We start from the raw sequence: 17,731 nt of genomic DNA, 5'->3' as shown, positions 1-17,731 counted from the left end.
TTGTAGCTGTCCATCCCATACACCCAGGGGATGGGGTCCGACTGAGTGCCAGCGTGCTCACGCTCGATGGGACGGTATACCGCCAGCATCCCATCCCCTCCGGGGGCCTGGCGGGCCTGTGGCGTCACCGCGCTGGACTGCGCCTGTCGGTAGCACTGGCCGTTGTGCATCAGGCATACGCCCGGCTGGATGGGCTCCCCGGCCTCCAGCAATTCGTCCCAGGTGGGCAGAAGGTCGGGGATACTGAGGGCTACGGTGTCGGTCAAACCGGTGGCCGATGCGGCCATGGTACGGGCCAGCGTCATGGCCTGCTCCTGGGGGCTGGGGGCCAGATAAGTCTTTTGAAAGGCGGCGATTGCGTCCTTTACAATATCGCTATCCTCTACTTTTTCGCCATTTAAAAACATATTACATACCCTCCACGTACACAAGAGTTCCAGACACTGGGGGGGCATCAAATGTTACAGTTACGGTTTCTACAGGGTCAACTACATCATCGGAGACTGTATCGAAGCCCTGTTCAAGTGCGTTTCCTACGGAGCCAGTATAGATGATAGATTCTCCTTTCATAAAAATCATCGCCCTATTTCGGCTTCCTCCGAAAATAATAAAAACATTTTTCGGATTGAATTGTGTAGAATTCAAAGACTGCGGGTAAAACATACATGTTTTACCGCTTTTGTGCGTAACTGATATTGTCGCTTTTTGTGCATTCAAAGGCTGTTGCGTTCCAAATACCGTAACGACAAATAATGCGTGGAAATCGCAAGAGAACGCAACCGCAGATTCAACCCCATCCATCTCTTGCACTCCGGCGGGGCTCCAAGAAATTCCTTGCTTGGGCCCCGCCCATACCGGAGAACCTTCAGAAATCGTAAGTACATCTCCGTCGGACCCACCGCTGACAGGCGGCACTCCGTCCCCTGCCGGGCCCTGGGGTCCTGTGTCACCCTTTGGACCTTGGGGTCCCTGAGGGCCTGTATCACCCTTCTCGCCTTTTTCCCCCTGGGGTCCCTGGGGGCCTGTGTCGCCCTTTTCACCCTGGGGGCCCTGAGGGCCTTCCGGGCCTGCGGGGCCGGTCTCTCCCTGCGGGCCAGGCTCACCCTGCTCGCCCTTTTCACCCTGAGGTCCGGGTTCTCCCTGAGGGCCCTGGGGGCCCGGCTCACCCTGGGGTCCCTGAGGACCTTCGGGGCCCTGGGGGCCCACCGACACGTCGGGCAGGGGCAGGTCTGAGGTCACATACTCGTCCCGCTCCAGGTCCCACACCAGCCAAAAGCCCTCATCTCCGGGGACGGGCGGGTGTGCGCCCAGCGCCCGGATGTTGGCCTCCACCTGGCTGAACTCGCTGGGCACCTCCGGCCAGTTGGCGTCGCCGGACAGGCTGTCCGGGATAAAAATCCGCACCTGGTTGGTGTGGCGCACCAGCTCGCCCCGGACGCCCTTGAGCTGCACGGTGTAGTATCCGGACACAGCCAGCATCTCCGCCGTCAGGTCCACGCCCAGGCCGCCCTCCATGGGCGTCAGGGCGATGAGGTCCAGGTGCTTGTCCGCCTGCACCAGCAGCGTCCAGTCCCAGCCCTCGGGGAACGCTCCCAGGATCTCCAGCCGCCCGGTCAGGTTGTCGTACTGCCGGGCGATGACCGGCCCCTCATCCTTCGTCAGCCGCCAGTCGTCAAAATGAATCATGCGCATCTCTCCTCTCTGTTCCGGGCCGCCCCCCGCCAGGCGTCCCTTCACATACCGGCGTTCCGGCCGCCAATATGGGACCCTGCCGTCCGCTTAAGCTGTCAGACAGCCCTCAGCCGCCCGACATGGCCGCGATTTTATCCAGCAGGGCATCCATCTCCTCGCCGGAGTATTTGCTGGTGTAGTACTCCGTGGGGGTCTGTGCCTGGGCCTGCTCCAGGGCCTTGACGCGCTCCTCCAGCTCCTCCAGTGTTGCCATTTTCTCACCTCACACAATGATTCTCCGGCCCAGCCGGTCCAGGACCATCCGTCCGTTTTTGTCCTTCACCGGCCCGGACACATAGGTCTCGGGCACGCCGAAAAAGACCAGGACACACCCGTCGCCGCCGTCCGCCCCCGGGCTGGCCTTTCCTCCGGCGCTGCGCTCTGCTGCGTTGGATACCAGATTCGGCACAGGCGGCTTGCCCGAGCTGTAATACAAGCGGGCCTCGGTGTACCCGGCGGAACCGATCCCCCCTCCTCCGCCGCCGTTTCCGCCGTCGCCGCCGGTCCCGTATGCCGCCGGTTTCTCGGGCGCCACGGCATCCGCGCCGTCCGCGCCCCGTCCTGCCGTAGACGTCGCGCCGTCGCTGGTGATGGCCGCATCGCCGGGCGGCCCGCCCATTTCCCCGTCGGTGCCGGCCGCCGCGCCGCCGCCGTATCCGCCCAGGGACCTGGCTGTCCGGTAGCCGTATTGGTAATCCACGTCTCCGCCGGTTTTTTCGTCTATCTCCGGGTTTTTTACGCCGCCTTTGTACGTTACGCCCTTGTAGACCACATCAGGCGCCGGGATTTCCTCCCCGTCCTTTACGCCCATTCCGTCTCCACCAGCTACGCCGGACACGCCGTCGGCGGCAAAAACCTCCTGGGTGGTCACGTCCATATAGCCCTCCGGGCTGCGGGAACCGGCGGCGGAGGAATACGAGCCGAACGCCGTGTCTCCGCCCTCCTCCCCCCGGACCGTCTCATCACCGGCCGCGCCGCCTTTGCCGCCCTTGCCGCAGGAGTAGGAGATCCGCGCCCCGGGGTTGAGGGTCGTATTGACCTGGAGGATCTTCCCGCCCACGCCCGGCTCGCCGGGCGCTCCCCCTGCGCCGCCCAGGGCTTCGGAGATGGATTTGTAGTACGTAACGTAACGTGAGTCCTCGTGCTCGCCGCTCACCACGTGCTGTTCCCCGGCCGGCTCGCCGGGCAGGCCGCTCCAGCCGCCGCTGCCGCCGCCGATGAGCACCGCCAGAGCGACTGTGCCCGGCAGCACATCGTCCGGCACCACCCACTCCCCCGCGCCGGTGAGCACCACCCTTTGGTCCAGGGTGCCCACGTCCGCCCTGGGCGGCCTGTAGCCCACCAGGACGTTCTCTGTGGCCACAGGGCGGCTGCCCAGGGCCACGGCGGTGTCCTTGATGCAGCCGGTGGCCGCGCCGCCGAAGGGGTGCTCAAAGGCCACCACGTCCCCGGGGCGCTCGGCCCGGTGGATGATATCGTGGGTCAGGGTGTCCAGGCAGGCGTAGTATCGGGCCAGCCGCCGGGCCACCGCAGAGGCGTTGACCAGGGACACCAGGGTGGCCTCGGTGACCTCCACCACGTTGGGCACGTCGTCGGGCAGCGCCTGGGCCCGCACGTCCCGGGTGGTGTGGACGTACTTCTTCCCCGTCAGCTTTCCGGTGCCCGCCGATAGTTTTGCGTAGTTGGCGCCGCTCTCCAGGACGGAAAACCCCTCGGCGGAGAGGTCATAGACCGGCTCAGAGAACTGGATGATATCCCCCTCCGCCGCCGTGCCGTCGAAGAGGTCCACGGTCTCGCTGCCCGGAATGTACTGGTGCTCCAGCACGGACACCTCGGTCACCCGAGTGGCGTACTGGACGCTGTCGCCAAGGAGCACCCGGTCCTCCGGGATTGAGGTAGCCACGCCGTCCCACAGGGATTCAATGCGCAGCGTGCCGTTCTGGTCCACCTTGGTGTTGGCCCCCACGGCGAAGAGCACCTGGATCAGGTTGGCCCGGCGGGTGGCGATGGGCAGCCAGCCGTACAGCTTGACGCCGGCGAACCGGGTCTGGATGAGGTAGGGAATGTTGCAGATGTCGGCCACCACCTGAGCCACGGTCTGGCCGGTGTAGATGCCGCCGTAGTGGGTGGACTGCTCCAGCAGAGCCACCGCGTCGTTGGCCTTGAGCTCATAGCTGTATTTGCCGGTGCGCTGGACGCTCTCGATGTAGTAGGTGCCCCGGAGGGCGTCCCGGTGGTAGTAGAGCAGCTTGTCGTTACGGCGGAAGGCGGACAGCTTCTCCCCCACCGCCTGGTCCCGGATGGTAAGCTGCACCTGGAGGGTGCCGATTTCCAGGGCGTCGGACAGAAGGGCCAGGGCGGTGTACGCCTCGCCGTCCTCAATCTCGTCGTCGGTGAGGACAATGTCCCCGTATACCAGCTTGTTGATCGTGCTCATACGGGCCTCCTCTGGGGCTTCTGGGCCGAAAATGTAACCGTCAGGCCGGTCCAGCGGGTGACGCCGCCGATTTTGTCCCGCTGGGTGTCCTCGCCGTAGCTGATCATGGCGTCGTAGGTCATGGTGCCCTGGCCGTAGGGCACGGTGATGGAGTGGGACTCCACCGGCGCGGAGATGGCCTCAAAGAAATCGTCGTACTCCTCCGGGGCCGCCGGGTCGGGCTCCACCCCCATGGCGTAGTCGTAGTAGGTGCCGATGATGGAGCGGAAATAGGCGCCCGACTTGACCATGCCGGACCGGTCGTCCTCCTCGATGCGGAAGGACCGGCGCAGGGACTTGATTTTGACCCGCACCCTGTACTGTCTGCCGTCCATGGTGACCATTACCGTCTCCCCCCTGTCAGCTTCACGCCCAGACGGGTGCGCTCCCCCTCAATGCAGGAGTAGAGCACCCGGCCCACCTTTGTGCCGTCCAGATACACGTCGCCCCGGCCCGTCCCGCCGGAATTGCCCCGCTCCGCCAGGGCCTCGCCGGCGGCCTGCTTGATGGTGGAGTAGGGCGCCACCACCTCCGGCTCCTGTCTGTTGTCTCCCAGCACCGCCAGGAACGGGTTGTTGGGCGGCACCACGCCGCCGGTGGCGAAGCCGGGGATGGACCCGCCGGCGGAGGACATGCTCCGGTTGAGGTTCTGGGTGGCCTCGTTTGCGCGCTGGGTGGCAGAACTGATTGCCGCAACGACCGCCAGAATACCAGCTGCGATTGCCGCGCCAGCGATACCCATAGAGAGTGCCGACTGAAGCGCACCAAATGCAAGGGCCGCTCCAAATACAACGGCTGTCAAAAGTCCGATAACGGAAATTACCTTTTCAACGCCTGTCATATCATCCCACAGGTCTGCCACTTTGGCTGCCAAACCGACAAAAAGCCCAACCGCTACCGCCGCAATAAGTCCCTTCACACCTATTCCAGAAAACAAATCCAACAGGAACGGCAACACATCTGTTACAGCTTTTACCGCGCCCGCCATAGGGCCAATAGCCGCAATTAAAAGGCCGACGGCGACAATGGCGTTTCTGGAGCCGTCGTCAAGCGAGGTGAACCACTCCAAAAATTCCGTTGCAAAGTCGGTGAGCTGGGTGATGATTGGCACCAGGAGCTCCGCCAGGTCGGCCATGGCTTTCTGGAGTTCCATGCTGGACTGGCGGTTTTCCATCAGTTCCTGGTTGCTTTCCGCCCATCCTTCGTAGGCCCCCTTCAGCGGTCCGCCCACCAGAGCATTGAGGGCGTAGTCCTGCTTCTGAGCCTCCGTGGTGCACATGGCCAGCCCCGCCGAGAAGTTCTCCGCGCCGATGCCCAACCGGTCCAGCAGCTCGCCGAACTGGCCGGTGGCCTCACCGGTGGCCAGGGTCTCCTGGAGGCTGTCAGCCAGGGACTCAATTTTCAGAGTGTCGGGGAAGGTGATGGCCGCATTGGCCAGGCCCTCCACCGCCTGCTGGAGGTTGGACTCGGTAAAGCCCGCCTGGAGCAGGTTGGAAATGGCCTCAATGCTGCTGTCGGTCTCGCCGGAAACCGCGTTGAAGTCCAGAAAAGCCTGCTGCACGGCATCCATACCCACCCCGGCCTGCCGGGCGTTGTTCTCCAGCATGGACAGGTCGCCCCGCAGCTCCTCGGTGGCGGGGACGGTGGCCAGCGCCGCGCCGGCCAGGGCCCCCACCGTGGCGGTCACCGGTGCAAAGGCCTCGGCCACCTTTCCCGCCTTGTCGGACACGGTCCCCGCCTTCCGGCCCAGCTCATCCAGGCCGCTGGAGCAGTCTTTGAAGGCCTTCTCCGCGTCCTTGGCCTCCCGCTCGCTCTCGGCCAGCTCCCGCTGAAGGGCATCGTACTGGCTCTGGTCCAGCCTGGCCCCGGCGAACTCCTTGTCCAGGTCCTTCACCGCCTGCTGGAGGGCCTGGTGGGCCTTCCGGGTGTCCTCCAGCTTTTTCTTAAATGCGTCGTACTGCTCCGTGGAGATTTCACCGCTCTCCAGCTTGGCCTGCATGGATGCCTCGTTGGCCTCCAGGCCCTGCATGGAGGCCGCCACGCTGTCCAGCTGGGCCTTCAGCGGCTCATACTTGGCCTGGTAGTCCCTCCCCCGCTGGAGGGCCTCGTCGGCGCTCTGTGCGGCCTCCCGAAGGGTCTTGAGCTTGTCCGCCGTGCCGCTGGCCGCCTGGGCCAGCAGCTTCTGCTTCTGGGCCAGCAGCTCGGTATTGCCCGGGTCCAGCTTGAGCAGCCGCTCCACGTCCTTGAGGGACTGCTGGGTGGCGGACAGCTGCTTGTTGGTGCCAGCCAGGGCCTTGTCCAGCTTGGTGGTATCGCCGCCGATTTCAACGGTGATACCCTTGATTCTGTTGCGTGCCATTGGTCCGCCCCCTTAAAATGCGTCAAAGTCTGCCTGGGTGGGGAGCATGTCATACTCCGCGCCGTCGTTGCCCGCCTCAATCAGCATGTCGGTGACCATGCCGATGGTGAGCAGCTCCAGGTCCCGGATGGGGATGCCCAGCTGGGCCGCCCGCAGGAGGAAGAGCGCCGTGGTCAGCTCCCGGTCTACGGGATTCGTTTTTTTTTGCTCTCAGCGATGGACTGGTTGTTGGCCCGCCACAGCTCCAGCAGCTCGGGGAACACCTCGTAGATGGAGAAGGTGTCGAAGCCGTCCAGCCAGTCCTCCACGGTGTGTGCCTCCATGTCCGGGTCGGCGTGACGGGCCATCAGGTACGCCACGTTTTCAAAGACCTCCAGCAGCTTCACCGGGATGGGCTCCTCCCCCGCCTGGGCCTTCTCCACGGCCTGCTGGATGTCCCGCATGTCCTGCATGATGTCCCGGCCAAACTTGATGCGGTAGAGGCGGGGGATGGCCGCCGTGGCCCGGAAGGGCACGGAGCGGCCGTCAATGGTGATAATCTTTTCCATCAGCCGCCCACCCCCGCTCCGGGCTGCCACACGGTCTTGTACCAGTTGTTGTACTTCTCATCCGGGGTTTCCGGGGTTGTGCGAGCCTTGATCCTGCCGTCAGTGAGCGGTGACGCGGTGAGGGTCAGGCTCTCGGTGGAGGGCTCCTTTGTGTTGTTGGTGGTGCTGCCGGAGACGCCGGGCCGGGTGGCCGAGCAGTTGTACAGCACATGCCGCACCGCCTTCTGGTCGCCGGCAAACTCAAAGAGCAGGGCGTGGGGCTTGGGCTCCGCGCTCACGTTCTCCACCAGCACCTTGTCGGTCTCGTCCTCCGTCTCCCCCAGCACGTCCTTGCGGTAGCTGTCCGGAATGAGGGCAATCTCCAGAGTGCCCTTGTAGCCGTCGTTGGCGGAGGTCACATAGTAGGCCATGTCGTCGGCGTAGAAGGTGCTCTGGTCGCCCTGGGCGTCCATGGAGAGGCTCACCGCGCCGGGGATGGGCACCGGCGTACCAAAGGTGATTTCCCCACCCTCTCCAACGGTCAAGGGGGCGTAGTGCACATTCTTCAGGCCGAACTTGACCTTGTTGGCTTTGCCTGTTGCCATTGTTACACCTCAATTTCATATAGAATTTGATAGACTTTCTCGTCCTGGAGGTACTCCTCGCTCTTTTCCCAGCACAGGCCCTCCAGGGCGGCCTCTACCTTGGCCTCAGCGGCCGGGTCCTTGGCGGAAGTGTACAGCTCCACCTGGTAGTGGCCGGCGGAGTAGTACATCACGTCGTCGGCGAAAAACTGGGCGTCGTACACATAGACATAGCAGATGTACGGCGGGTCCTGCCTGGTGCGGAAGGCCCGGTAGGCCACCGGCAGGCCAGTGTCTGCCAGACGGCGGGCCAGCTCCTCCTGGGTCATTCCTCCAGCGCCTCCTTCAGGTCCAGCAGCAGCTGCCGCTCCATCTTCTCCTCTGCCGGGCGGATGTGGGGGATACCCTCCACCCGTCCGCCGCCCACTTTGGCGTGGCCATGCTCCAGCAGATGGGTGAGCTGGCCCTTGGTCTTGTTGCCCACCCGGACCCGGATGCCCTTGGGGCCGTCGTACACGGTCTCGCAGCGCCAGCCTTTCTGGTAGGCTCTTCGCTGCTTTCGCGCCGGGCTGCGGCGCTGGATGTCCTCTTTACAGGACTCTCCCGCCGCTTTGACAGTGCGCTTTACGGTATCCCTGACTTCCTGGCCATAGTCCTCCAGTACAGCCCCCAGGGCCTCCGCCATTCTATCCACTCTGACCTTACCCATAGGCCACCCCCGCCTTCTCCTCCAGGTACAGCTCGGTCTCCTCGCTGTCCCTGCGGCGGTAGGTGCGGTAGATCACGTACCGCCTGCCGCGGAGCTCGGCTTCCTGCTGTCCGGTGTAATTGATGGACGGGGTGACAAACATGACAGAGGGCTTCATGCCCTCCCGGCCGCCCTCATACCACTCCGCCCGGGTGACCGAGCGCTCCTCTCCGAAAATCTCCGTCCGGGTCTCGCCGGCGGGCACCTGCTCCATCAGGCTGTTGGCGGCATAGGTCAGGCCGATAAGCACCAGGGTATCATTCATAGCCGCCGCCTCCCCGGTACTCCTCGCACATGGAGAGGACGGCTTTCAGGCTCTCGTAAGCCCTGTGGTACTCCTCCCCCTTGCCCCGGTAGTCAAACTGCCAGCGGGCGTACAGCCTGACGGCCATGCCGGTCAGGGCGTCCACGTCGCCCTTGTCCACCCCCGCTGTCTTCAGGTCCAGCACCGCCGCGTCGATGGTGTCCTGTATCTCGTCGTCCAGCGCTGTGCCGGAGATGCGCAGCGCGGTGCGGATGTCCTGTACATGGGTCATATCAAATCCCTCCTATTCCCGCAGGCGGCCCCTCCACGGGACCGCCTGCGGGGCGGATTACGCACCGGCCCGGGTGAACAGGCACAGGGCCTTCTTGTCGGCGGGCTTGCCGTCGGCCAGGGCCATGACCCGGTAGACGGTGGAGCCGGAGCGGAAGGCCACCGACTTGTCGCTCTCCACGGTGGGCGCCATGGCGAAGTTGAACTTGTAGCCGTCGAAAAGGTCGCCGAAGACGATGTTGTCCTTGGGGATGTTGTCCTCCAGGATAACGGGATAGCCCAGGATGTTGAACTTGGCGGGGCTCTGGACGTCGGCCACCACCACGGGCTTGCCGCTGGAGTCGGTCATGCCCAGCAGGTCGGAGTAGAACACCGCCCGGGGCATGGCGAACTTGGCGTTGGCCATGTACTGGGTGGGCAGGGTGGCCAGGATGGTCATCAGGTCCTTGTAGGTCATACCGGCCTTTGTGTAGGTGCCGGTCTGGGTGATCTCGCCGCTCTTGGTCAGGCCGGTGGCCTGGTTGCTGCCGGTGCCGGCGGCGATGGCGGCGGCCACGGCCACGGACATCTTGTTGCCCAGGCGGGCCACCAGCCAGTCCTCAAAGGCGTCAACGGCCATGGCCATCACGTCGGCGGTAATCTCCACCGTCTTGATGAGCTTGTAGGCCCCCAGGGTCACGGCGTCCAGGGCGTCGGCGCTGTCGGTGGCGGCGGTGCCCATGTCCACCCAGCTGACGCCGTTGACGGTCTTCTCAACGGGATAGGTCACGTTGCCGGGGATGTAGGTCACATCCACCGCCTGGATGATGGGGGTCAGCTCCATGCGGGCGATGATCTTGTTCATGGTGGTGGTGGGGATGGCCGCCGTGGCGGTGACTGCCGCCCGCTCCTCGGCGGACAGGTCCCGGCCCTGGAGATTCCGCAGCCAGGCGGAGCGGTACTCCGGCGTGTCCACGCTATAGGTGCGCTGCTCGGGCGTGCCGCCCTCAAAGGTATGGGTTACCCGGCCGGTGCGGCCGGCGCCGATTTCGCTGAGCAGCTGACGGCGCCGCTCGGCGCTGCGGGTCAGGGTGTCACGCTCCTCCTTGAGGGCGCGGGCCTCCCGCTCCAGGGCGTCCACGTCGCAGTCGTCCCGCTCCAGCTCCTGGGCGATGGCGGACAGGCGGCTCTCAATCTCGCCCATGCGGGCGCTGGGGGCGGCAAAGAACTGGATGCCGATGCCGCTGAGCTTGTTCTTGTGGTTTTTCATCTGATTACCTCCAAATAAAGTTTGAGTCTCTGCCTTTTCCGCTCGGCAGCCTGGGCTGCAAGTCGCTCCGCTTTTTCCGCCTCCATCACTCCGTGGAGCCAGGAACGGGCGGATATTTCGGTCGACGGATTGGCCGGCATGGACACGGCCGACACGTCGTAGACCTTCGCGATTTTCAGAATGGTGCGGGTCCTGGTGGCCCGGTCGTAGGCGTCCTTTTCCACCCGGAAGGCCCAGGACATCCTGGTCACCAGCCCACTGCTGATTTCCTCGTACATGCTGCGGGCCGCCTCGCTCTTGGACAGGTCCGCCGCGATGAAGAACCCCCGCTCGTCCGGCTCCAGCAGCAGCGTGCCGTTGCTGTTGCGGGCCAGCACCCGCCCGGCGTGGTCATACTGCATGATGACGTCGGACAGGTCCGCCCCCTCCAGGGCGTGGCGGTCGATCTGCTCCCGGTACTTTATGCCGTCGCACTCATAGAGCACATAGGGGTCATCAAACGTGGTGGCGTAGCCCTCCACGTAGTGGTCACTCTCCAGCCTCTTCTCCGCCGCCTTCCGGGGCAGGAGCAGGCTCATTGCCCGGTACTCCCGGTCCTTGCACACCGGCATCGCCGCTCACCTCCGTCTTTCCCTGGGGCTCCTTCCCCAGCGCGTTCACCTCGGCGTAGTCCCGCCGGATGTAATATTTCTTGGATTCCACCGTGTTCAGTGCCGGCAGCTGGAACACCTCCCGGCCCTCGTCCATGTTCATCATGCCCCGGTCAAAGAGCTGGGTCACGGTCTCCAGCTTGTCGTCCATGGTCATGTGCTGGAGGCGGTTGACCGAGAATGCGATCTCCTTGCCCCGGGCCACCTCCGCCGGCGTGTAGGTCATGTTGGTATGGACCAGCCCCAGCTCAATGGCAAAGGGCTCAATCTTGCCCTCGTAGTAGGCCGACCACTGGTCGGACGTGTACTTGTTCTGCAAAATGGCGTCCGACATGCCGTAGTAATCAAACACCGACTCCCGGATCTGGGCCGCCTGCTTGTCGTCCACAATGTAGGGCTTGCTGTCGATCTGCTTGATGTCGGCGTACTTGCTGTCAAAGATCATCACGCCGCCGGAGTTGCCCGCCGTCAGGTTGTCCTGGACCAGGCGGTCCCGCTCCTCCTTCATGGTCTCCGGCTTGAGCACGTTGGCCAATCGGGCCAGGAAGCGCACCGAGGCCGAGGCCTTCACGCCGTTGAGGATGCTCTGGTTCTGGGCGTTGAGCAGCTCCATGGTGGGCCGCAGGGCGCCGTTGCCCTCGCCGAAGAAATCGCTCCGGTACTGGAACTGGGTCAGGATGCCGGTGTTCTCCAGCTCCAGCACCCCCACCTGGCCGGTGGGGAACCGGAAGCGGACGTACTGCCCGCCGCCCCGCTCCACAATCTCCGCCTGGGACGGAAGAATGGGATAGAAGCCCTCGGTCCTGAGCATCAGCTCGTCGCTGTACACCGGCACGATAAAGGCGGTGTTCTCCGTCATGTAGATGGTGCCCAGCCGGTACAGGTACTTCTTGGTGTCCATCCAGGGGTTGGGCTGGAATTGCAGGACCCGCTCCAGCCGGCCGCTGCCCGGGCCGGTGACGATGGGCTTGAGCTTGCTGACATGGGTGGCAAAGGTGTGGATGCAGGCCCTGGTCAGGGCCATCTCGTAGACCCCGCCCTCAAAGGAGGTGTAGACCGGCGTGTACCCGCCCAGGGTCTTGAAGTAGGTATAGACCGCCGCCTCGGCGGTTTTTTGTGGAAACAGCTTTTCAAAGAGTCCCATGGGCTTACCTCAGTTCAGATTGATATACAGGTCCTTCTTGTCCTGGAGCACCGTGTAGGCGCACAGCAGGGCGGCCGTGCCGTCCACCCGGCGGCGGGGGTCCAGGGTCTTGACCAGCTGGATGTTGCCGTTGACGTCGCTCTTGGCCTCGCTGTTGACCAGGCACCACTTGTCCACCGGGTTGTTGTTGTAGATGACCCGGTGGTCCCGGAAGTCGGCCGCCAGGTCCTTCATGGGCTGGGACAGGGTGGCCACGCCCTGGCGCACCGGTATCATGGAGTCGGGGCCGAACTCGGCCTGGAAGGCCCGCAGCAGGCTGTCGTCGATGTGCCACGGGTCGTAGCCGATGTAGAGCATGTACAGGCCCTCCCTGTCCCGCAACTCCCGGAACCAGTCCAGGAAAATCTGCTTGTCGCACTTCCGGCCCGGACAGGTGCGCATGTACCCCTGCTCCACCCAGAGGGAATAGGGCACGTTGTCCCGCTCGCGGCGGCTGCCCGTCCGCCGGGCCTCCTCCAGCACCGCCTCCGGTATCCAGTACATGGACCGCACATACACGTTGGGGTCGTCCGGCCGCATGAAGATGGCCTTGGCGGCGTTGAGGTCGGTGGTGTCGGCGGCGTCAAATCCGCCGATGCCGTAGTCGAAGGGTATCTGGAACGTGGCCTCGTTGTTGAGCTCCTCCCACCGCAGCCAGGCGCTCTCCGAGGTCTGGGGCATGTTGAAGTCCTTCACCAGCACGGTGGGCTTGAAGCTGGGGTCGTCCTTGGCCTTCTGCACCATCTCGGCCAGGTAGGCCCGGCTCTTGATGGTCCCCAGGCCCGGGTTTGCCTTCTCCCAGCACGCCGGGTCGTCCCACTCCGCCCGGTCGTCCAGCTCGTAGAGGAAGGGCAGGAACCGGGGCGCGGAGATTTTCCCGTCCAGCACGTCGCAGGCGTATTTGTACTGGGCGTCAAAGATGCCCTCCCGCACAAAGCCGTTGGTGGTGATGACAAAGAGCAGGGGCTGGCTCCGGGCTCCCATGGCCTGCTTGACCAGGTCGTACAGGTCACGGTTCTTGATGGCCGCCAGCTCGTCGATGGTGGCGGCGTGGGCGTCCAGGCCGTCCAGGCTGGAGGTGTTGGAGGCCATGGGCTTGATGAACCCCATGTTCATGGGGCAGTAGATGTCCGACACCCGCTTGCGCAGGTGCTTGGCCAGCATGGGCGACATCTGCCGCATCCGCACCGCCGCCTCATAGCCCAGGCGGGCCTGGTCCAGCTTGGTGGCCACGTTATAGATCTGGGGTGCGCCCTCGCCGTCGTTGACCAGCAGGTCCAGCTCAATGGCGGCGGCCTCGGTGGTCTTGCCGTTCTTGCGGCCTTCGATGACCAGCACCTCGTTGTAGCGGCGCAGGTTGTTGTCGTCCACAAAGCCGAACACCGCCTCCAGCCGGGCCCGCTGGAACAGCTCCAGCCGGAGGGGCGCACCTATGCGGCCGGAGGGCACCTTGCAGAAGCGCTGGATGAAGCCGATGTGCCGGGCCGCGATGTCCGGGTCGAAGTGGAACTCCCCCGGGCTGGCCAGGTCCTCCAGCAGCCGCTCCGCCACCTGCTTCATCCGGCGGCAGGCCGGGATGGTCCCGTCCAGCAGCCCGGTGCAGTAGCGCTCCAGGTCGGTCACCTGGCACCACCGCCCCCGGTTTTCAGGAACTCCATCAGCTCGTCATCCGCAGGGGGCGCCTGGGGCAGCATGTCCCCCAGCTGCCGGATGACGGCGGCGTAGTTTTTAATCATGGCGTTGTAGACATCCACCTCCACGGACTTCTTTTCCCCCCACTGATTTTCGCCGTTTTGATACTCGGATTTCACGCCGTTTTTCCGAATCTGTGCCTGGAGTGCGGTCAATTGCTCCTCCATGAACACCGCGTTCAGAATCAGCTGGAGGCAGATTTTCTGCTGCTCCGGGCTGGCCGCTTTATAGGTATCCGCGAACCGGCCCAGCTCCTTTTTGCTGGGTCCTTTTGCCATTTCCACACCCCCTTCCTGTGTGTGACCCGCTCTTTTTTACCTCCCGCTCATCGGTCTCCCTGGTACCCGCCCCCGGGGCTCACCGGGGGGAGGGCGGCGGCGCGCTGGCCCGGGTCAGAGCCTGCGCCGGTCCACCGGCTGGCCGCTTGCGTCGAAGGCGCAGGCCATGGGCTTGCCTCTGCCCAGGCCGTGGCCCTCGTAGCGGTCGTGGCAGTCCTTGCACACGTAGGCCAGCAGGCTATGATTCAGGGTCACCGCAGGGTTGCCGATGTTCTCCGGCGTCAGCTGGACCAGGTGGTGGACAATGTACCCCTGCTGGTCCCGGCACTCCTCGCACAGCCCGCCGTCGATCCGCAGGCGCTGGGCGATGTATGCCGCCCGGCAGGCCCGCCAGGCCTTGGACCGGTAGAACTGCTTTGCAAATGCTTTCATGCGGCGCCCCCCTTGTGTCCGGGTCGGACACCGGCCTCTTGGTCCCGGGCTATCACCTCCGGGCAAAACAAAAAGCCAGAGTCCGACCGCATCCCGTGTTGGGATCATGTCGGGCTCTGGCTTCAGCTCCGGGCTATCGCCTCCGGAGATACAAAAAGCGCCTGCGCCGACACGACCGCTCACACGGTTCATGTGGCACAGGCACTTTGGCACAGGCACTCGTCGATATTCACGATGTGTTCATGGCCGCAGCGTTTGCAGTAGACCTGCAAGCACTTCGCCCTGGTCTCCGGGTAAATCCGGAGCACTCTCTGCTTCCCACAGGACGGACACATCAGCCATCCGTCCCTCACGATAAGTTTACCACAATTCAGTTTTTCAGGCAACGCTTTTCCCTCCCGTGTGTCTATTGTTCCACTAGGTTTCAAGATAGATCGCGCGTGCGCGTGCGCGCGCGCGAGGGGAAGCCGCTCAGGTCCCCTTCGGGACGATGTAGCTGGCGTAGTTGTAGGCGCCGAAATCGTTCTCCCGCTGGTTCCGCCTGGACCAGAGGACCCGGTCCGGAATATCAATGGCGCCGCTCTCGTCCTTCCACCGCTCCGGCGGCGGGAGCCGGCCCGACAGGCTGCGGGAGCAGCTCCACGGCCGCCGGCCGATGGGGATGATGATCCCGTCCGTCCGCTCCTTGGTGAGGTACTCGGCCAGACGCCGGTATCCGCCCCCGGCCATCAGCACCGGCTCGTCGTCCACCTCCCCCGCCGTCCACAGATGCCGCACCACCGCCGGCGGGAAATCGCTCTCCCGGAGCACCATGTGGATGTGGTAGCGGTGGTCCCCGTGGAGGCCCTCGATGCAGGTCACCCAGTCAAAGGGCCGGCCATCGTTGAACCGCCTGGCCCGGGCCATGAAAGCCCGCTTGGTGGCCATGGCCTCCCGGAAGGTGCGGGGCAGATGGACGGAGTCATAGGTCAGGGTGTAGTGCACGCCCTCGTAGCCAAAGAGGGCCAGCCGGAGCTCCAGGCGGTCCGCCTGGCTCCGGCAGACCGCCGAATGGGGTGAGCGGATGATCTCATTCTTCTCCCGCCGGTCGCTCCTGCTGTCCTCCCTGGACAGCCTTGGCCGGATTGCCCGGCACTCCTTGGTCAGGGGCCCGGCCCGCTGCCGGACGCAGTACCACGGTCTATCCATGGCCGCCCCCCGTCATAGTCCTATCATCCCTTCCAGGCTCATCCCAGAAGGCCACGAATGTGCGGCCGTAGTTGTCGGCCGTGTCGTAGGTGCCGTCCGCGATAAAGTCATCTCGTCCATTTTAGTCGCCCCCCGTTTAAAGTAAAAATTTTCTTGTTTTTCTCTTTATTCCCTCTTGACTTTTATGCGCATTATGCGTATAATATAAGTGTAAGGAGGGAACGATATGAATCACAGCTCAGCAGAAGCCGAGCGAATTATCCGGGCAGATGGTTGGTTTTACGTTTGTACCAAAGGAGATCACAAGCACTTCAAGCATCCCTCCAAGCCCGGAAAGGTGACCATCCCAGCGAACCGAAAAGACCTGAACATCAAAACCTGGAACAGCATCATGAGGCAGGCGGGGCTGAAATAAGCCCCCGCCCTGCCGCGCTATAAGGAGGACATCATGAAACTTGTATATCCCGCTCTGTTCAGTCCCTGGGAGGAAGGCGACGGCTACACGGTTGAATTTCCCGATCTTCCCGGCTGTGTAACCGAGGGCGCAACCCTGGCGGAGGCCATTGAGATGGCAGCGGACGCTGCCTCCGGCTGGATTCTTGGTGAACTGGAGGAAGGGAACGCCATTCCCGCCGCCAGCTCCCCGGCGTCAATTTCCGTTGCCGACGGAGACTTTCTAAGCGCCGTTGTGCTGGACATGGATGCCTATGCCGAGAAGTACGGCAACAAGGCAGTGCGGAAGAATCTGACCATTCCGGCCTGGCTCAACACCTTTGCCGAGTCTAAAAAGCTCAACTTCTCCCAGGTGCTCACCGAGGCGCTGACCGCGCTCTACCAGAAGCAGGCTCAATAAGTGTTACGCCCGCCCGCCCCATTACGGGGCGGGCTTTTTTGTCCCCGCCGTTCCTGGGCCGGTATCCGGATGGACAGCATTTTCTCCCGCACCAGCTTGTCCACCACGTGCCCTGTCTCCCGGTATCTGCACACCCTGGCCAGCTGCTCAAGATGCCAGGCTGTCTGGGCGGTGACCACCAGGCTCAGCCGCCGTAGGTTCTTATTGCCCATCGCCTTCACTTCTCCTTTCCTGTGTCCGAATCGGACACCGCCTCCCGCTTGAGCAGCCCGTTCAGCAGCATCATGGCGCACCGCAGCCCGTCCTGATAGCCGTAGTCCACGAGCTTCAGATGCTCAAATTCAGGCGGCCTGTTCTGGCTCTTCCGCCGGCTGGCATAGTAGAGTCCCTCCAGCAGGTTGACCACGTCTCGCACATCCCTGCGGCGGATTGGCGCGTGTTTCATCGCTATCCCTCCACTCAGTCATCCGTAGTAACCGTTACGCCGCCGATCATCTGGGGCAGGATGTTGACCTCATAGTGATACTTGTCCACGTAGGCACCGGACACATCCTGCACGATATACGTAGTCCACTCGCTCAGATAGATAAAATCCTTCTTGTATTGCCCCTCTCCCACTTCGCTGATGACGGACAGCTCGTTGTTTCCCTCGTTCGTCATGGCAAAATTGCCGATGAGCTCGTACAAGACCGTATCATCCCGGACATTGATCACCGTGATTTTCCGGGTGACATTGAAGTTGTCGGCTTCCTGCGAGATGTTGTGGGACACCCGGTCGCTTTCCCGGCAGCCACCCAGCAATACCAGTGCACCGGCCAGCACAATAACAGCAATCAGCTTTTTCATTTTCGTTCTCCTCCCCTATCCCGGCACAAACGCCGGGCATGTAATAACCTGGTAGCTCTCAACCCGCTTCTTCTCGCCGCCCGGGCTTGTGGCCTGGACCAGGATGTCCCGGCGCTCAGCCGTCCAGCCCTCCACGGGCTTGCCCTCCCTGCTCCAGGGACATCCCCTCTCTCCCTCCGCGTCAGGCACCGCGTTGCCACAGGCCCAGCATATTGTCATCATCGGTATATCCTCCTGCTATCATTTTCGTAAGGCCAAGAAAATGATCCGGCCCTCTGCCGGGCGCCGCCCCTTGGAGCGGGCCCGGGAAAAGGAGGTCCGGACGGGGAAGACGCCACCCCGCCCGGCAGAAGGCCGGACCACGGCCTTCAATCCTCGATCTGCTGCCGGTGCCAGCTCT

At 63.6% G+C, this 17,731-nt stretch carries 25 protein-coding genes and 1 pseudogene; 2 read left to right on the top strand and 24 right to left on the bottom strand.

Annotated features, from left to right (window positions below; translation table 11 throughout):
- From WMO64_RS16650 to WMO64_RS16555, 20 genes and pseudogenes are all read right to left on the bottom strand, one after another.
- Positions 1-407: pseudogene (locus tag WMO64_RS16650) on the bottom strand (hypothetical protein); the annotation flags it as partial.
- Between the two features lies 1 nt (position 408).
- Complete coding sequence (locus tag WMO64_RS16645; RefSeq protein WP_349232711.1) at positions 409-1,686, bottom strand: collagen-like domain-containing protein; 1,278 nt, start codon at positions 1,684-1,686, stop codon at positions 409-411.
- A 112-nt stretch (positions 1,687-1,798) separates the two neighbouring features.
- Positions 1,799-1,945 (bottom strand): hypothetical protein, encoded by a 147-nt coding sequence (locus WMO64_RS16640; RefSeq protein ID WP_349232710.1) that lies wholly within the window; start codon positions 1,943-1,945, stop codon positions 1,799-1,801.
- 9 nt (positions 1,946-1,954) lie between these two features.
- Positions 1,955-4,168 carry a hypothetical protein gene (locus tag WMO64_RS16635; protein ID WP_349232709.1) on the bottom strand — a complete coding sequence of 738 codons (2,214 nt, stop codon included), beginning with the start codon at positions 4,166-4,168 and terminating at the stop codon, positions 1,955-1,957.
- On the bottom strand, positions 4,165-4,551 hold the full coding sequence (locus tag WMO64_RS16630) for a hypothetical protein (RefSeq protein WP_349232708.1): 387 nt from the start codon (positions 4,549-4,551) through the stop codon (positions 4,165-4,167). The genes WMO64_RS16635 and WMO64_RS16630 overlap by 4 nt, the downstream gene beginning before the upstream one ends.
- Positions 4,551-6,566: a hypothetical protein gene (locus tag WMO64_RS16625; RefSeq protein ID WP_349232707.1), complete on the bottom strand. Its 2,016-nt coding sequence runs from the start codon at positions 6,564-6,566 to the stop codon at positions 4,551-4,553. Before WMO64_RS16625 ends, WMO64_RS16630 begins: the two co-directional genes overlap by 1 nt.
- Positions 6,567-6,751: 185 nt before the next feature.
- Positions 6,752-7,114, bottom strand: coding sequence for a hypothetical protein (locus tag WMO64_RS16620; RefSeq protein ID WP_349232706.1), 363 nt, complete (start codon positions 7,112-7,114; stop codon positions 6,752-6,754).
- Positions 7,114-7,698 carry a major tail protein gene (locus tag WMO64_RS16615; RefSeq protein ID WP_349232705.1) on the bottom strand — a complete coding sequence of 195 codons (585 nt, stop codon included), beginning with the start codon at positions 7,696-7,698 and terminating at the stop codon, positions 7,114-7,116. Before WMO64_RS16615 ends, WMO64_RS16620 begins: the two co-directional genes overlap by 1 nt.
- A 2-nt stretch (positions 7,699-7,700) precedes the next feature.
- Positions 7,701-8,006, bottom strand: coding sequence for a hypothetical protein (locus WMO64_RS16610; RefSeq protein WP_349232704.1), 306 nt, complete (start codon positions 8,004-8,006; stop codon positions 7,701-7,703).
- Positions 8,003-8,386 (bottom strand): HK97 gp10 family phage protein, encoded by a 384-nt coding sequence (locus WMO64_RS16605; protein WP_349232703.1) that lies wholly within the window; start codon positions 8,384-8,386, stop codon positions 8,003-8,005. Before WMO64_RS16605 ends, WMO64_RS16610 begins: the two co-directional genes overlap by 4 nt.
- Entirely contained in the window at positions 8,379-8,690 is a 312-nt protein-coding gene (locus WMO64_RS16600; RefSeq protein WP_349232702.1) for a hypothetical protein, read from the bottom strand. Before WMO64_RS16600 ends, WMO64_RS16605 begins: the two co-directional genes overlap by 8 nt.
- On the bottom strand, positions 8,683-8,961 hold the full coding sequence (locus WMO64_RS16595) for a head-tail connector protein (protein WP_349232701.1): 279 nt from the start codon (positions 8,959-8,961) through the stop codon (positions 8,683-8,685). The genes WMO64_RS16600 and WMO64_RS16595 overlap by 8 nt, the downstream gene beginning before the upstream one ends.
- Positions 8,962-9,018: 57 nt before the next feature.
- A complete protein-coding gene (locus tag WMO64_RS16590) occupies positions 9,019-10,209 on the bottom strand; it encodes a phage major capsid protein (protein ID WP_349232700.1) in 1,191 nt (396 codons plus the stop codon).
- On the bottom strand, positions 10,206-10,787 hold the full coding sequence (locus WMO64_RS16585; protein ID WP_349232699.1) for an HK97 family phage prohead protease: 582 nt from the start codon (positions 10,785-10,787) through the stop codon (positions 10,206-10,208). Before WMO64_RS16585 ends, WMO64_RS16590 begins: the two co-directional genes overlap by 4 nt.
- On the bottom strand, positions 10,738-12,003 hold the full coding sequence (locus tag WMO64_RS16580) for a phage portal protein (RefSeq protein ID WP_349232698.1): 1,266 nt from the start codon (positions 12,001-12,003) through the stop codon (positions 10,738-10,740). The genes WMO64_RS16585 and WMO64_RS16580 overlap by 50 nt, the downstream gene beginning before the upstream one ends.
- A gap of 9 nt (positions 12,004-12,012) precedes the next feature.
- A complete protein-coding gene (locus WMO64_RS16575; protein WP_349232697.1) occupies positions 12,013-13,665 on the bottom strand; it encodes a terminase large subunit in 1,653 nt (550 codons plus the stop codon).
- The gene (locus WMO64_RS16570; protein WP_294548424.1) at positions 13,662-14,012 is read right to left on the bottom strand and encodes a hypothetical protein; all 351 of its coding nucleotides are present in this window, start codon (positions 14,010-14,012) and stop codon (positions 13,662-13,664) included. The genes WMO64_RS16575 and WMO64_RS16570 overlap by 4 nt, the downstream gene beginning before the upstream one ends.
- A gap of 114 nt (positions 14,013-14,126) precedes the next feature.
- Complete coding sequence (locus WMO64_RS16565; RefSeq protein ID WP_294548427.1) at positions 14,127-14,444, bottom strand: hypothetical protein; 318 nt, start codon at positions 14,442-14,444, stop codon at positions 14,127-14,129.
- 188 nt (positions 14,445-14,632) lie between these two features.
- Positions 14,633-14,779, bottom strand: coding sequence for a cysteine-rich KTR domain-containing protein (locus WMO64_RS16560; RefSeq protein WP_204741134.1), 147 nt, complete (start codon positions 14,777-14,779; stop codon positions 14,633-14,635).
- A 136-nt stretch (positions 14,780-14,915) separates the two neighbouring features.
- Positions 14,916-15,632: a rolling circle replication-associated protein gene (locus WMO64_RS16555; protein WP_349232696.1), complete on the bottom strand. Its 717-nt coding sequence runs from the start codon at positions 15,630-15,632 to the stop codon at positions 14,916-14,918.
- Positions 15,633-15,858: 226 nt separating this feature from the next.
- On the opposite strand from WMO64_RS16555, the gene WMO64_RS16550 reads away from it, so the two are divergent.
- Together WMO64_RS16550 and WMO64_RS16545 are read left to right on the top strand one after the other, a co-directional pair.
- Positions 15,859-16,047 carry a type II toxin-antitoxin system HicA family toxin gene (locus WMO64_RS16550; RefSeq protein WP_349232695.1) on the top strand — a complete coding sequence of 63 codons (189 nt, stop codon included), beginning with the start codon at positions 15,859-15,861 and terminating at the stop codon, positions 16,045-16,047.
- A gap of 33 nt (positions 16,048-16,080) precedes the next feature.
- Entirely contained in the window at positions 16,081-16,485 is a 405-nt protein-coding gene (locus WMO64_RS16545) for a type II toxin-antitoxin system HicB family antitoxin (RefSeq protein WP_349232694.1), read from the top strand.
- Here WMO64_RS16545 and WMO64_RS16540 read toward each other — a convergent pair.
- From WMO64_RS16540 to WMO64_RS16525, 4 genes are read right to left on the bottom strand one after another with little or no spacing between them, the layout of a single operon-like run.
- Positions 16,479-16,697, bottom strand: coding sequence for a hypothetical protein (locus tag WMO64_RS16540; protein WP_349232693.1), 219 nt, complete (start codon positions 16,695-16,697; stop codon positions 16,479-16,481). The two genes, WMO64_RS16545 and WMO64_RS16540, sit on opposite strands and share 7 nt — an antisense overlap.
- Positions 16,698-16,702: 5 nt before the next feature.
- Positions 16,703-16,930, bottom strand: a complete 228-nt coding sequence (locus WMO64_RS16535; RefSeq protein WP_349232692.1) for a hypothetical protein — start codon at positions 16,928-16,930, stop codon at positions 16,703-16,705.
- Between the two features lie 14 nt (positions 16,931-16,944).
- Positions 16,945-17,331, bottom strand: coding sequence for a beta-sandwich lipoprotein (locus tag WMO64_RS16530; RefSeq protein ID WP_349232691.1), 387 nt, complete (start codon positions 17,329-17,331; stop codon positions 16,945-16,947).
- Positions 17,332-17,346: 15 nt separating this feature from the next.
- Positions 17,347-17,553: a hypothetical protein gene (locus WMO64_RS16525; RefSeq protein ID WP_349232690.1), complete on the bottom strand. Its 207-nt coding sequence runs from the start codon at positions 17,551-17,553 to the stop codon at positions 17,347-17,349.
- Between the last annotated feature and the right edge of the window lie 178 nt (positions 17,554-17,731).

This window comes from Pseudoflavonifractor intestinihominis (genome assembly GCF_040096055.1).
In the GTDB taxonomy this organism is placed as follows: Bacteria; Bacillota; Clostridia; order Oscillospirales; family Oscillospiraceae; genus Pseudoflavonifractor; species Pseudoflavonifractor intestinihominis.
The sequence above is the reverse complement of the archived record's forward strand: the minus strand, read 5'-3'. Positions and strand labels throughout refer to the sequence as shown.